The sequence below is a fragment of the Noviherbaspirillum sp. genome (assembly GCF_036846085.1).
Classification (GTDB): domain Bacteria; phylum Pseudomonadota; class Gammaproteobacteria; order Burkholderiales; family Burkholderiaceae_D; genus Noviherbaspirillum.
The window spans coordinates 34,072-46,695 of the sequence record NZ_DAIUCO010000005.1; the positions used below are offsets into that span (position 1 = coordinate 34,072).

Genomic DNA, 12,624 nt, shown 5'->3' on the forward strand with positions numbered 1-12,624 from the left:
GTTCACGGCGGCACCATCAGACGCAAAGGGCGGACCATGTTTTTCTTCTTTTCCAGCAAGCTGGGTTGCCTCGGATCGATCGTCGTCTCGCTGGTGCTGACGCTGCTTCTGCTCCTGCTTTTCGGCGTGATCTGACCTGCCGCGGCGGTATGCGCCTCGATGCACCTCGACGCCCCCCAGGTCATTCGGCGGCGCGTCGCACAAGGAAGTAGTTGACATCATCACTCTCGGCGGCGCGTGGCGTAATCACCGTCTGCAATGCGTCGATGTTCAGCTGATGCGCGTCGCTCACCGAAGCGCGATATTGTTCGATGTCTTCGCGTTCGGCTTCGTTCGGGCCCGGCATTTCCACCAGCTTGCCGGCCGGCTGTGCAAGATGGACTGCCGCGACCTCTGGCTCGAAACCCTCCGCGAAGGCGTGATGCCCGGAAGCGAGGTGGGCAAATGCATTGGCGATCCCGTATTGACTCGACACATACAGGCCCGGACCGGCCAGCGAGCTGCCGCCGGTGTTTTCTCCGGCGCGGCTGAAATCGACGCCGTGCGCCGCCATCCCGTCAAAGCTTTTCTTCGTTGCGCCGTGGTAGCCGACCAGGCGTGTATCGCTGCCTTCGGGCAGGGCATCAACCACGGTGATTTTGTCCCGCATCTGTATTTGCTGCGCGGCAGGCGCTTCTTGTGCCGCCCTGGAGCCCAGCGGGGTCATGCGCGGAACCAGGTGCAGGAAGCGTCCGCGATCACGTCTTCCCGGTGCGTGATCCCCAAGTGGAACCGTATGCGATGGCGACGTTGGCGTGATGCGGCCGCGATCATGGATGACTGCCGGCAAGGCCGCACGCGCCGCTTGTCGGGAAAGGGGAATGAGCGCGGCGGTCTGGCCGCCGGATAGTCTGGAGAACATGGCGTCTGCAAATGGGGTAGAGGGAATGATTCCGGACATCGTGCGTGCAGCCTGATGAGATGTCCGGTGCGACCCGCATGCCGGTCGGGGCCAGGACCAGCATGGGTGGCTATTGCGCGGCGAAAGTTCCGGCGCCGGACAGCGTGATTCTGGAAGAGGGGTTGTGAAAGGCAGGCGCTGCGACGATGTTCAGCCGCCCAGCACCGTCACCACCACGCGACGCACTTGCGGGTCGGTGCGGTGTTCCCAAAGGAAAATGCCTTGCCATGTTCCGAGCAGCAGACGTCCCCTGCCGATGGGAATGGTGAGTCCTGTGTCGGTCAGGACGCTGCGTGCATGCGCGGCCATGTCATCCGGGCCTTCCAGGTCATGGCGGTAGGCCGGGTCGCCGTCCGGCGCAAGGCGTCCGAGGACGGTGTCGAGATCCCGCCGCACATCGGGGTCGGCGTTCTCCGTAATCGTCAGCGAACAGCTGGTGTGCTGCACGAACACATGGGCCAGGCCGGTCTGCACACCGGATTGGGCGACCGCCCCTGCCACCGCGTCGGTAATGTTGCGCGTCCCGCGGCCGGGCGTCCGGAATTCCAGGGTCGATTGGTGGCTCATACAGAAGTTGTCATGAGATGCGGTCCATGTGGAGCAATGCGCGGCAACCGGGCTATGCCGTCGTCAGCCGGCCGGCTTGTGCCCCATGGCCTCGCCCATGCGGATGGTGCGCGTCGCCGTCCACTCCGGATTGAACTCCATCACGCCGCGCGGAAACAGCATCACGACGGTGGAGCCGAGCAGGAAGCGCCCCATCTCCTCGCCTTTTTTCAGCACGATATCCTTGTCGTGATACTGCCACTCCCGCACCGTGCCGGCCCGCGATGCATTCACCACGCCATGCCAGACCGTGGCCATGCTGCCGACGATCGTCGCCCCCACCAGCACCAGCACGAAGGGACCATGCAAGGATTCGAAGACGCAGACCACGCGCTCATTGCGCGCGAACAGTCCCGGGACACCGCGGGCGGTGACGGGATTGACGGAGAACAGCGCGCCCGGCACGTAGATCATCCGCGTCAGCTTTGCGTCGCAGGGCATGTGGATGCGATGATAGTCGCGCGGACTGAGGTACAGCGTGGCGAAAGTGCCGTGATCGAACTGCGCCGCCAGCACGCTGTCGCCGCCGACCAGCGCGGTGGTGGAATAGCGGTGGCCTTTTGCCTGGAAGATCTGGTCGTGCTCGATGGTGCCGAATTGGCTAATTGCCCCGTCGACCGGGCAGACGAAGTCGCGGTCGGCCAGCGGGCGGGCGCCTTCACGCAATGCGCGGGTGAAAAAGTCGTTGAAGCTCTGGTAACTGGCCAGGTCGGGATTGTGTGCCTCATCCATGTTGACGCCATACTTCTGCACGAACCAGCGGATCAGATGCGGCGTAAATCGTCCGCCTTGCCCGCTGGCGATGCGGCCTGCAAGACGGGTAAGCGCCTGCTTCGGCAATAGGTATTGGTGCAATACGGAAAAACGGGACACGTTGGCACTCGCGAAAATGAGGTGTCCCGATTATAGCTTCATGCGTTCGAAGTCCGATGCGGCAGGGCGGGGATTGCCGCAGGTATATCATGTCGGGCATTGCCGGCAACATCCGGAAGGTACGGGTTCATCCGGTTTCCCCGCAAGCTTCCGAACGCCGCCCGTACAGCGGCTGTCTGCTTCAAATTTTTTTCAATCCATTTCCGGAGGGTTTTGAATGGACATGACTGTCCTTGTGATTGTGCTGGGCGCCGTGGTCGCCGGCTTCGTGCAGGGGTTGTCCGGCTTCGCCTTCGGGCTTGTCGCCATGTCGTTCTGGGCATGGGTGGTGGATCCGAAGCTGGCGGCGGCATTGGCGGTATTCGGCGCGCTGACCGGGCAGGTGATCGCCGCCGTGACCGTGCGGCGCGGCCTCAACATGCAAACCCTGCTGCCCTTCATCGCCGGAGGATTGGCCGGCGTGCCGATCGGCGTCTATGTGCTTCCCCATCTGAACATCGACCTGTTCAAGGCTTGTCTCGGGACCTTGCTGGTGGTCTGGTGCCCGGTCATGCTGGTGGCCCACCGCCTGCCCCGGATCCGTGCCGGCGGACGCGCCGCAGACGGCATGGCCGGCATCATCGGCGGAATCATGGGCGGAATCGGCGGCTTCGCCGGCGCGATCCCCACGCTCTGGTGCACGCTGCGCGGCATGGAGAAGGACACGCAACGTTCCGTGATCCAGAACTTCAATCTCGCCACGCTCTCCGTCACGATGGCGACCTACCTGTTCACCGGGGTGATCAACCGCGACATGCTGCCGATGTTCGCCATCGTCGCGCCGGCCATCCTCATTCCATCGCTGCTCGGCGCTCGGCTGTACATCGGCATCTCCGAAGCGAATTTCCGCAAGCTCGTCCTCAGCCTGCTGACCGCATCGGGTATCGCCTTGCTCGCATCCTCGCTGCCCAAACTGCTGGCCTGAAGCGCTTTGTTTGCCCCTTACCCGCCGTGCGATGCATAAGGCCGCACATCCACCGGCTGGCCATCGGTATCGAAACGCATCGCCAGCGATAGCGATTTCACTCCCAACGTCGCCAGCGCGTCATGCACATCGTCCGCCTCGGCCTGCAGGTCGCGCGCCACTGCGATCGGCTTGTCCGACGACACGATGAGCGCGCCATCCGCCTCCGCGTACAGGTTCACCCGCAGCACCATGCCGTCGTCGATATCGGTCGGGCCGATGATGGCTTTCGTCGCGTCCGGTGAAATCCCGCTTTCACCCAGCGCCTGGTGCAGCTCGGACATCATCTGCAGCATGTAGTACTCGCTCAGAGCGGTCGCCCTGCCGCCATGGAACAGATCTTGGTAAAGAAAATCGATCTCCACCTCGCGGCCGTCCGTCACCAGGCAGCGCTTGACCAATGGTGCGTTATCCGCGGCCCACTGGCGGAAACGCGCTGCGCCCGTGTCGAAGTAGCGGTCGGCCGCCGCTTCCTTTTCCGGCACCTTGTAAAACGGATCCTCCAGCGTCTTGATCGCAAATCCGAGCAGGAAGCGCAATTCCACCGCGCTGTCGTCCGGCGCGAACTCATTGGCCGGCCAGCCGCTCATGCTGCGCGCGATTGCCGGGGCCGCCGTCGCCTTCCTGCGGGCGACCGAATCATAGGCTTCCTGCACCATCTCGTTCAACTGGCTGTAGCCGATGCGGTCGATCTCGTTCAGATGAAAGGCATGGCTCACCAGTACGACATTCGCCTTCTTGCTCTCGAGCTCCCCTTTCTGGAAGCTGTCGCGCAGCCGTTCGAAAGCCTCTTCGTCCTGGAAACACTGCTCGATGCGCAAGCCGCCGACGGTATGCACGAACATCGGAACGACAAAGGCATTGACCTCAAGTGCCGGTTCCTCCTCGCGACGGATCACGATCGTCCCCGACAGCTCCTCGAGGTTCGCTTTCAGGAGATCGAAGGCATAACCGTCTTCTTCGTAGGTGCGTTCGAGCGCCTCGTTCAATGCACCGTCCTTCTTCTGGCGCAGGCACTTCCGGATGAGCTTGTCGAAGTCGCTTTTCTTCTTCTTCAGGTCATCCGGCAAAGTCGCATACGCATCCAGGTCTTTGAGATCGATCGCCAGTTCGACCAGGTTGTGCGCCACGGCATCATCCGTCAGCTCGGCGGCAGGAGCGGATTTCGAAGGACTGGACGGCTTGGGTTTTTTCATGATGGGATGCTCAAAGAGTAGGGTGCGCCCTGCGCACCGGATCGACGAAGGGGAATGCGCAAGTATACCGGGGGACGCAAACACCATGGCGCTGGCGCGGGCATTGCGTTCATTCCATGAAGCGATCATCCATGCCCGCCATGCATGCGCTTCACAGGCTGGAACTGAATTCCGCCGCTGCCTTTGCCGCCCACAAGGCCTGGTTATAGCTCGGGTACGGCTCATCGTAGGTATCGCTCGCGCCATCCTCGCCGACGAAATGCACCCACCAGCCGCCTTTCTCCTCAACAAGGGCAATATCATCCGGCTTGCAGTGAGCGGCAATGGATTCGCCGGAAGTGAGCGTGACGATGTTGGTGCGGCGGTGAGTGATGGTCGTTGGCATGGTGTATGAATGGCGTTATCTCATTAATTGTGAAATGGAGGTGGTGCTGCGATCCCGCGTCCTTCATTGCATCGTCGTGTAACTTCCAGGGTAATAGGACCGACGTGATGCTAAACCATTCCTTTGCAAATGGACTTGGTCGAGTGGTGAATAGGCTCGTAGTGGACAAAATCAATGCTTTTATGGAACAAGGTGCGATCCTTCATTGCATCCATAAAACCACAGTTCCTTCCTTTTTAATCAATATTTCCTGCAATCATCTGCCGGTCCAAGTCTATGCCATAGACATGGTATTTCTATCTTGCAATTTTTGCGGTTAAATGACGCACAGCACCGAAAGCGTTTCAAGTGGGAATTTGCATGCCATCACAACATGGGAAAAAATGAATAATTCAAAAAACGCCGCAGCGATCGCCATCGCCGTGGCCGCATTACTTAGTGGATGTGCATCGATCGTCAATGGCAACAATCAGGTGATTTCAGTTGACGCTCGCCATAAAGGCCAACAGGTAGCGGATGCTTCTTGTGAACTCAATAATGGCAAAGGCACATTTTTCGTGAAGGCGCCTGGCACAGTTACCGTTCTACGGGCATATGACGACCTAAACGTGAAGTGCGTCAAAGAAGGACAGCTTTCGGGTCTGGCATCGGTAAAGTCGAGCACCAAACCAATGGCATTTGGGAACATCATTTTTGGCGGAGTCATCGGCGCGGCAATCGATGCGGGCTCCGGCGCCGCTTATGATTACCCCACCCTCATTACCGTCATCATGGAAGAGGCTGCAGCACTGCCTCCAGCGGCAACCGCGCCATTGACTGTCGCCGCGCCCGCCGCGCAGAACTAACGGACCTCGTAAGACCAACAAGAACAAACCGGGCCGCGAGCTTGCAATGAGGTCTTTCATGATCACATGCCCGGTCACTTCCACAACTCAAACCAATAAAGGGATCATCATGTTTACACGCGTGCTTTGCAACGCTGCCATCGCGGCCGCCGTCGTATTGTCGGTCGGATGCGCATCTGTACAAATGGCCAGTCCGGAAAAAGACGCCGCGGCCAAGAGCTTCGCCGTCAAAGCAGACAAAGCCAACATCTATGTCTATCGCAACGAGACGATGGGGGCTGCGGTGAAGATGCCGGTAGCATTGAACGGCAAGCTCATCGGCGATACCGCGGCAAATACCTACATCAAGCTGGAAGTGCCTCCCGGCGAACACACAATCGTATCCAAGACGGAGAACGACTCCGTTCTGCCACTCAAAGCAGTCGCCGGCAAAAATTATTTTGTCTGGCAGGAAGTGAAGATGGGCATGTTCGCTGCGCGCTCCGCATTGCAACTCGTCGACGAGTCGACAGGAAAAGCCGGCGTGCAGGAGTGCAAGCTGATTCAGGAGTCGTATTAATCCCGTCCATCCACCGGGCCTCGCTAAATGTTAGTGCGAAAGCCATCGATGACAGGTTGCGCATTCCGCGACATGCGGGATTGCGGAATCCGCTCCCGGTGGTTTTTTCCGTTTTTCCAGAGAACGAGGCCAGATCCCACTTTATAGTTTGCTCATGCGATGTTGTGTCTTTCGCGTGAAAGTTAAGACAGGGTCTTCATGGGACCAAGCTCCTTGCAGAAATGCGCTAGATATACAAGTGAGTAACCTGACGCATCTCTGGGCCCTCGCCGCCGCTTGCCTTTCAGTGGCGAAGCCGGGGGCAGGGACGATGAACTGTTAATGATGAAATTCGTATGAGTTCGCTTGCGGCTACTTGCGATAGACGCACCGAAATCCAACATACACCGCATAAAAATCCGCCGGCTTGAACTGCATGCCCTCGGCTTTCATCTTCGCGGCGTCATACCACCATGATCCGCCTGCCGTGAGTCTCTCGCCGCCGCTGGCATCGGCCAGCCATTCCCACACATTCGCGCCCATGTCGTGCAGGCCGTTCACGCCGGGCCGGGTGCGTCCTGCCGGAGCGTGCCGCTCCCAGCCATCCGCCGCACCCGTGACATTCGCGCCGTCCGGTGTGTCGCCGGTGGGATAGGGATAGGTACGCTTGCTGACGAATGGCGCAGGAGGCGAAGCGCGCGCTTCGGTGTAAGCCGCTGCGCGCCATTGCGTCTGCGTCGGCAGGCCGCCGCCAGCGTCTTCACAATAGGTTTTCGCTTCATGCCAGCTCAGATGCACAGCCGGTTCATCATTGGCGGCGGACTTGCCATAGGGTGTCCTGTAGGTCCAGCCTGGACGGCGCTCCCATCCGGCGCCGTATTCGAAGCCGCCGCCCTCCCGTTCGGCGGTGGTCGTCATGCGGCGTCGTTCCGCGAACCGTGCGAACTGGCCAACCGTCACCTCGATGGCATCAATCATGAAAGGGCCGATGTCGATGCGCTTTCCGATGACTGAACCTGCCGCATCCGGAGCAGCGGATGTTGCTGGGGCGGATAATGCCAATGCGGCGGCAATGCAGGCGGCGCTACGCAAGCTCATTTCTTTTTCTCCGGACGCTTATCAGGGGACCTCCATCGATGCGCGACACAGCCGTACGCGCGGGAGGCGGGTCTGGCAATCATACCCATGTTGCGCCGAGGGACGCGCCGCGGCCGGCGAAGCGCAGCTAGCGTGCTTGCCTGCTAAAGATGATGCTTGATCGACGCCGGCATCCATTCCTTGATGTCTTCGAACCTGCATCGGCGCTCATCATCGGTAATGGCAATGAACGACCACTCCGGGACACTCCACCTCACCTTCCGTTTTTCACCATTTTTAAAAAGCACGACACAGGATTCGCCATCCTTCAGGTGAGAAAGGGCACTATCTTCTCTCATGGTATTTCCTCGATATGGGCATCCCGGCGGCACGGGATGCATGACATCATTCTAAAAATATACGAACAGAAAATTGCCGGTTTGCAGCATGGCGCTGATGACCGTTACATCGCATAGATGTGGGATCGCCAAAATCGTTCGGCATGACCGCGTGTCGGTCCCGCACGCATCACCTGGTGAGAGAGAAGATGATGACTATCAATAGATCGACAAGATTCAAGCCAGCCGCCTTCGCCCTCTGTGCGATGTGCCTGGTCGCCTGCGGCAGCGGTTCTTCAGGCGCCGCAATGCAGACGGCAGCATCAGCCGCACCTGCCAGGACCGAGGCGCAGATCAGCGCGGAGATGCAAACCGTCTGGATCTCGTTCGCTCAGCACCTGTTCAATGGTGATGCCACCGGCGATTGAACTTGCCGCAGGGCGGTGTCAGGGAAGGTGGATTGCAGGTGCGTGGCAGATCTGCGTAATGGAAAGTTGTGAGAAAGCTGTGGCATCGAAGCAGGAAAGTTAGCGAGCCGGTCGCGGCAGGAAAGGAGCGGATGACGATCTTGCGCATCGCGTCCATCTCTCCATCAAGTCGTCTTACCTTTCCGGCCCGTCGCCACCACCGATATAGCGCGGGTCGCGCGACACATACGCATGCACGGGCTGGCTCAGCAAGCCCGGGGGCGCAACAGCATTCAGGCTGAATGAATTGATCGACAACGCATTGTTGAAGCTCCAGCCAAATTCCTTGCCCCCGGCGACGAATCGGATAATCTCGCCGCCTTCCACGTTCACATGCCTGGTGTCGGGTCCAATCACAATGGTGCGTTGCGCGGCTGATGGGGGAGCCGGTTCACCGTAGAGCTCAACTGGGGCACGGGTGGCGCATCCGATGAGTGCCAAAGTGGCAGCGAATAGTGGAAAGTGTGAGAAAAGGTTCATGGTCGTAACTCGATCAATGCCGGCAGAATGCAAAATGCCGCACTGCGAATGATTGTTAACGGAAATATGACATCCTTGTATGACGGAAGTTTTAGTTCTCTGCCAAAGATTGAAGTGTTGCGGAGAACAAGACAATACGGCGATATGTACTTTTGATTCATCACTCCGACCCCAAAGCCGCCGTTCCTTTGACGTTCCTCTTGCCGTATGGATAATCTCGATTACCGAGAGGATGCTGCGCCCCGGTACAATCTCCCGCACAAAATTTCACAAGGGATGGGTCATGCTGAACGGCTTATGGCTGGGCTTTTTCGTGGTTGCCGCCGTGAGCGCGTTCGCGCGCTGGCTCATCGGCGGCGATGCCGGCGTATTCAGCGCCATGGTGGAAAGCCTGTTCACGATGGCGAGGCTGTCGGTGGATGTGATGATCCTGCTATTCGGCACGCTGACCCTGTGGCTGGGATTTTTGCGCATCGCTGAAAAAGCCGGCCTGGTCGATATCCTGGCACGCTGGCTCACGCCGCTGTTCCGCCGGCTGATGCCGGAGGTGCCCGCCGGTCATCCGGCGCTTGGCCTGATCACCCTGAACTTCACCGCCAACGGCCTCGGCCTCGACAATGCCGCCACGCCTATCGGCATCAAGGCGATGCGTGCGCTGCAGGAGCTCAATCCCAAACCGGATACGGCCAGCAATGCACAAATCCTGTTCCTGGTGCTCAACGCCTCGTCGCTGACGCTGCTGCCGGTGTCGATTTTCATGTACCGCCTGCAGCAAGGCGCGGCCGATCCTACCCTGGTGTTCCTGCCTATTCTGATCGCCACCAGCGCATCGACCCTGGCCGGCTTCCTGTCGGTCGCGGCGGTGCAGCGGCTGAAGCTGTGGGACCCGGTCGTGCTGGCATGGATCGCCGGCATCGGACTGGCGCTCGGCGCGCTGATGGCCACGCTCGCCGGCCTGTCGGCGGCGGCGCTGGCTGCCCTATCCTCGCTGCTGGGCAGCCTCGTGTTGTTCGGCCTGATCCTGCTGTTTCTCCTGTACGGGGCGATGCGGCGGGTACCGGTGTATGAAAGCTTCGTCGAAGGCGCCAGGGAGGGTTTCGAGGTTGCGAAGAACCTCTTGCCCTACCTCGTCGCGATGCTGTGCGCCGTTGGTGTGCTGCGCGCGTCCGGCGCGCTGGATGCGCTCTTGAGCGGTATCCGCGCTCTTGTGGAAACGGCAGGTTGGGACAGCCGCTTTGTCGATGCACTCCCCACCGCCCTGGTCAAGCCGTTTTCCGGCAGCGCCGCACGCGCCATGCTGATCGAATTGATGAAGACGTCCGGCGTCGACAGTTTCCCTGCACTGGTGGCCGCAACGGTACAGGGCAGCACCGAAACCACGTTCTATGTGCTGGCCGTCTATTTCGGCGCGGTCGGCATTCAGCGGGCGCGCCATGCCGTCGGCTGTGCGCTGTTGGCGGATGCGGCGGGAGTGCTGGCGTCGATCGGGGTATGCTATTGGTTTTTTGGGTAATCACAGTAGGGTGCGCTTCGCGCACCGGCACACCACTCATTCTCCACCAACCGCCACGTCACCTGAATTCGCTACGGCCAATCCCCAATCCATTGGATAAACGCCCTCGCGCACAAACCGGTGAAAGGTCGAATATGGCCAATCCCCGCTACGCGCAACAAGGCCGTGTTTGACCGGGTTCCAATGGACGTATTCCACATGCCGGGCGAAATCGGCGTCATCGCGAATGTTCATTGACGTAATTTTGCTAAAAAGACGGAATTCAATCGCTCATGGCGAAGAGGCAATAGTGACCATTGATGAGATCGATGGTTTAGTAGATGGTACGACCAGTTTGATGCGGGCTTTCAAAAACGAAGTTGAAAACAAAATTTACCAAAAAGCCTATCTGGCTACTTAAATACTTCAGGACGGTTTCTTAACTCTTTATAAGCAGTTCGTGACTGGAATATTTTTTGTAGCTCGTCGGGTAACTTATCGTTGCAGGACTTCGTCTCGATGCGAGAGCTTGTTACTTTCCCCACGAATCCTTCAAGGTCACTGCCCGATTAAACACCGGTTTCCCTGGTGTCGAATCCACCCGGTCTGCCACAAAGTATCCATGCCGCTCAAACTGGAACTTGTCATCCGGCAGCGCAGCGCGCATGCCGTGTTCGAGATATGCGGTGATCACTTCCTTCGATGTTGGATTCAGCACCTGCTTGAAATCCTTACCGCCGGCATCAGGGTTCGGGTCGGTGAACAGGCGGTCATACAAGCGCACTTCCGCTTCGAGCGAATGCTGTGCGCTGACCCAGTGGATCGTTCCCTTGACCTTGTAGTTGTTCGCGCCGTCGGTGCCGCTCTTGGAGTCGGCGAAATAGTTGCAGTGCACCGCGACGACCTTGCCGCTGTCGTCCTTGTCGCAGCCGGTGCATTCCACGACGTAACCGTATTTGAGACGCACCTTGTTGCCGGGGAAGAGGCGGAAGTAGCCCTTGCTCGGCGTCTCCATGAAGTCTTCTTCCTCGATCCACAGTTCCCGCGTGATGGGGAAGCTGCGCTGCCCGCGTTCCGGATGGTGCGGGTGAACCGGAGCGCTGCAGTCGTCGGAGAGGTTCTCCGGGAAATTGTCGATGATGAGCTTGAGCGGGCGCAGGACGGCGATGGCGCGGGCGGCCTTGTCATCGAGGTCGTCGCGCAGCGCGCCTTCGAGCGTGCCCATGTCGATCCAGCTGTCGGACTTCGCGACGCCGGCGCGTTCGCAGAAGAGGCGGATGGATTCCGGCGTATAGCCGCGGCGGCGCAAGCCCACAATCGTGGAGTTGCGCGGATCGTCCCAGCCGTCGATGATGTTTTCTTCGATGAGCTCCCGCAACTTGCGCTTGCTGGTCACGGAGTAGGTCAGGTTGAGGCGGGCAAATTCGGTTTGCTCCGGCAGCGGGCGCTGGAAGAAGCCGCCTTCGGCGAGACGCTCGAGCACCCAGTCATAGAACGGCCTGTGGTCCATGAATTCCAGCGTGCAGAAGGAGTGGCTGACCTGCTCGATCGCGTCTTCAATCGGATGCGCGTAGTCGTACATCGGATAAATGCACCATTTATCGCCGGTGCGGTGGTGGTGCGCATGGCGGATGCGGTAGATCGCCGGGTCGCGCAGGTTCATGTTGGGCGAAGCCATGTCGATCTTTGCGCGCAGGATGTGTTCGCCGTCCTTGAAGTCGCCGGCCTTCATGCGTCGGAAGAGGTCGAGCGATTCCGCGGCGGCACGGTCGCGGAAGGGCGAGTTCTTGCCGGGTTCACCGAAGTTGCCGCGGTTCTTGGCCATGTCTTCCGCGCTTTGGCTGTCAACATACGCGTGGCCGGCGGTGATCAGGTATTCCGCCATTTCGTAGAGCTTGTCGAAGTAGTCGCTGGCGAAGTAGAGATGCTCGCCAGTGTCGTCCTTCCAGTCGAATCCGAGCCATTTCACGCTGTCGAGGATGGTGTCGACGTATTCCTGTTCTTCCTTGGTCGGGTTGGTATCGTCGAAGCGCATGTTGCAGCGGCCGCCGAAATCGCGGGCCATGCCGAAGTTGAGGCAGATGGATTTGGCGTGGCCGATGTGGAGGTAACCGTTCGGCTCCGGTGGAAAGCGGGTGATGATCGGCGGCAGCGGCCGGCCCATGCTGTCCTTGCGGTTGGCGTATTTGCCCGAAGCGATATCGGCGTCGATGAGGTTGCGCAGGAAATTCGCAGCCGGCGCATTGTCTGCCGGAGCGGCGGGGGTTTTCGGGTTGGTGCTCATGGATGGGCTTTTCAGAATGCGGTGGGGATAATCGGGTAGCGGGCATTTTACCGTAGCAGGGGTGGGGCAGGGCGGCAGGGCAATGCCGTGCAGGAATGGG

General features: G+C 59.6%; 16 protein-coding genes. 7 read left to right on the forward strand and 9 right to left on the reverse strand.

The window, feature by feature from the left end; genetic code table 11:
* Positions 1-181: 181 nt before the first annotated feature.
* Entirely contained in the window at positions 182-901 is a 720-nt protein-coding gene (locus V7080_RS01295) for a hypothetical protein (RefSeq protein ID WP_334186583.1), read from the reverse strand.
* A gap of 44 nt (positions 902-945) precedes the next feature.
* Here V7080_RS01295 and V7080_RS01300 point away from each other — a divergent pair, with 44 nt between their 5' ends.
* Positions 946-1,068 carry a hypothetical protein gene (locus V7080_RS01300; protein ID WP_334186584.1) on the forward strand — a complete coding sequence of 41 codons (123 nt, stop codon included), beginning with the start codon at positions 946-948 and terminating at the stop codon, positions 1,066-1,068.
* Positions 1,069-1,090: 22 nt separating this feature from the next.
* Here V7080_RS01300 and V7080_RS01305 read toward each other — a convergent pair whose 3' ends face one another.
* Positions 1,091-1,507 carry a secondary thiamine-phosphate synthase enzyme YjbQ gene (locus tag V7080_RS01305; RefSeq protein WP_334186585.1) on the reverse strand — a complete coding sequence of 139 codons (417 nt, stop codon included), beginning with the start codon at positions 1,505-1,507 and terminating at the stop codon, positions 1,091-1,093.
* A gap of 63 nt (positions 1,508-1,570) precedes the next feature.
* Entirely contained in the window at positions 1,571-2,419 is an 849-nt protein-coding gene (asd, locus tag V7080_RS01310; protein ID WP_334186586.1) for an archaetidylserine decarboxylase, read from the reverse strand.
* 217 nt (positions 2,420-2,636) lie between these two features.
* On the opposite strand from asd, the gene V7080_RS01315 reads away from it, so the two are divergent.
* Positions 2,637-3,383, forward strand: coding sequence for a sulfite exporter TauE/SafE family protein (locus V7080_RS01315; RefSeq protein ID WP_334186587.1), 747 nt, complete (start codon positions 2,637-2,639; stop codon positions 3,381-3,383).
* Positions 3,384-3,400: 17 nt separating this feature from the next.
* Here the strand turns inward: V7080_RS01315 and V7080_RS01320 are convergent, their stop codons facing one another.
* Together V7080_RS01320 and V7080_RS01325 are read right to left on the reverse strand one after the other, a co-directional pair.
* Complete coding sequence (locus V7080_RS01320) at positions 3,401-4,618, reverse strand: DUF2863 family protein (RefSeq protein ID WP_334186588.1); 1,218 nt, start codon at positions 4,616-4,618, stop codon at positions 3,401-3,403.
* Between the two features lie 151 nt (positions 4,619-4,769).
* Entirely contained in the window at positions 4,770-5,003 is a 234-nt protein-coding gene (locus V7080_RS01325) for a hypothetical protein (RefSeq protein WP_334186589.1), read from the reverse strand.
* 320 nt (positions 5,004-5,323) lie between these two features.
* On the opposite strand from V7080_RS01325, the gene V7080_RS01330 reads away from it, so the two are divergent.
* Together V7080_RS01330 and V7080_RS01335 are read left to right on the forward strand one after the other, a co-directional pair.
* Positions 5,324-5,848, forward strand: coding sequence for a hypothetical protein (locus V7080_RS01330; protein WP_334186590.1), 525 nt, complete (start codon positions 5,324-5,326; stop codon positions 5,846-5,848).
* A gap of 109 nt (positions 5,849-5,957) precedes the next feature.
* The gene (locus V7080_RS01335) at positions 5,958-6,407 is read left to right on the forward strand and encodes a DUF2846 domain-containing protein (RefSeq protein ID WP_334186591.1); all 450 of its coding nucleotides are present in this window, start codon (positions 5,958-5,960) and stop codon (positions 6,405-6,407) included.
* 351 nt (positions 6,408-6,758) lie between these two features.
* Here the strand turns inward: V7080_RS01335 and V7080_RS01340 are convergent, their stop codons facing one another.
* Both V7080_RS01340 and V7080_RS01345 read right to left on the reverse strand, forming a co-directional pair.
* Complete coding sequence (locus V7080_RS01340) at positions 6,759-7,484, reverse strand: formylglycine-generating enzyme family protein (protein WP_334186592.1); 726 nt, start codon at positions 7,482-7,484, stop codon at positions 6,759-6,761.
* Positions 7,485-7,627: 143 nt separating this feature from the next.
* On the reverse strand, positions 7,628-7,822 hold the full coding sequence (locus tag V7080_RS01345; RefSeq protein WP_334186593.1) for a hypothetical protein: 195 nt from the start codon (positions 7,820-7,822) through the stop codon (positions 7,628-7,630).
* A 191-nt stretch (positions 7,823-8,013) separates the two neighbouring features.
* Between V7080_RS01345 and V7080_RS01350 the strand changes: the two genes are divergently transcribed.
* Positions 8,014-8,229, forward strand: a complete 216-nt coding sequence (locus tag V7080_RS01350; protein ID WP_334186594.1) for a hypothetical protein — start codon at positions 8,014-8,016, stop codon at positions 8,227-8,229.
* Positions 8,230-8,403: 174 nt separating this feature from the next.
* Here V7080_RS01350 and V7080_RS01355 read toward each other — a convergent pair whose 3' ends face one another.
* Positions 8,404-8,748: a CzcE family metal-binding protein gene (locus V7080_RS01355; protein ID WP_334186595.1), complete on the reverse strand. Its 345-nt coding sequence runs from the start codon at positions 8,746-8,748 to the stop codon at positions 8,404-8,406.
* Positions 8,749-9,031: 283 nt separating this feature from the next.
* Here V7080_RS01355 and V7080_RS01360 point away from each other — a divergent pair, with 283 nt between their 5' ends.
* Entirely contained in the window at positions 9,032-10,261 is a 1,230-nt protein-coding gene (locus V7080_RS01360) for a nucleoside recognition domain-containing protein (protein ID WP_334186596.1), read from the forward strand.
* 226 nt (positions 10,262-10,487) lie between these two features.
* Complete coding sequence (locus tag V7080_RS01365) at positions 10,488-10,661, forward strand: MAE_28990/MAE_18760 family HEPN-like nuclease (protein WP_334186597.1); 174 nt, start codon at positions 10,488-10,490, stop codon at positions 10,659-10,661.
* A gap of 111 nt (positions 10,662-10,772) precedes the next feature.
* Here the strand turns inward: V7080_RS01365 and V7080_RS01370 are convergent, their stop codons facing one another.
* The gene (locus V7080_RS01370; protein WP_334186598.1) at positions 10,773-12,524 is read right to left on the reverse strand and encodes a glutamine--tRNA ligase/YqeY domain fusion protein; all 1,752 of its coding nucleotides are present in this window, start codon (positions 12,522-12,524) and stop codon (positions 10,773-10,775) included.
* Between the last annotated feature and the right edge of the window lie 100 nt (positions 12,525-12,624).